We start from the raw sequence: 350 nt of genomic DNA on the forward strand, positions 1-350 counted from the left end.
GCGACTGTGGCCACAGCAGAATGCCACCCGACGCGGCAATGGAACGTTGACCAGGTTTGCCTTCGCAAAAGGTATTAAAGATAGCGAGTTGTTTCTCGGTTGCGCCACATTTTGGTTCATCCGCGCGCGCAAAATGGCTGACGATATTCACCGGCTGACGAACGTTTTTGCACTGGGTCAGGCGATGATAAAACGCCTCAGCCTGTTCCGGCCTTACGCCCAGACGGTGCATACCGGTATCGAGTTTCATCCAGACGGTAACCGGCTCGTCCAGGCTAGCCTCTTCCAGCGCAGCCAGCTGTTCTTCGTTATGCACGGCGGTATGAAAATGTTGCGCAGAAATCGTCGGC

1 protein-coding gene is annotated in these 350 nt (G+C 55.1%); it reads right to left on the minus strand.

What is annotated here, in order from left to right:
- Window positions 1-350: alanine racemase (locus EOS_RS42870; RefSeq protein WP_047898322.1), on the minus strand; the 350-nt coding region annotated here is incomplete at both ends.

Source organism: Caballeronia mineralivorans PML1(12) (assembly GCF_001028175.1).
GTDB classification, from domain to species: domain Bacteria; phylum Pseudomonadota; class Gammaproteobacteria; order Burkholderiales; family Burkholderiaceae; genus Caballeronia; species Caballeronia mineralivorans.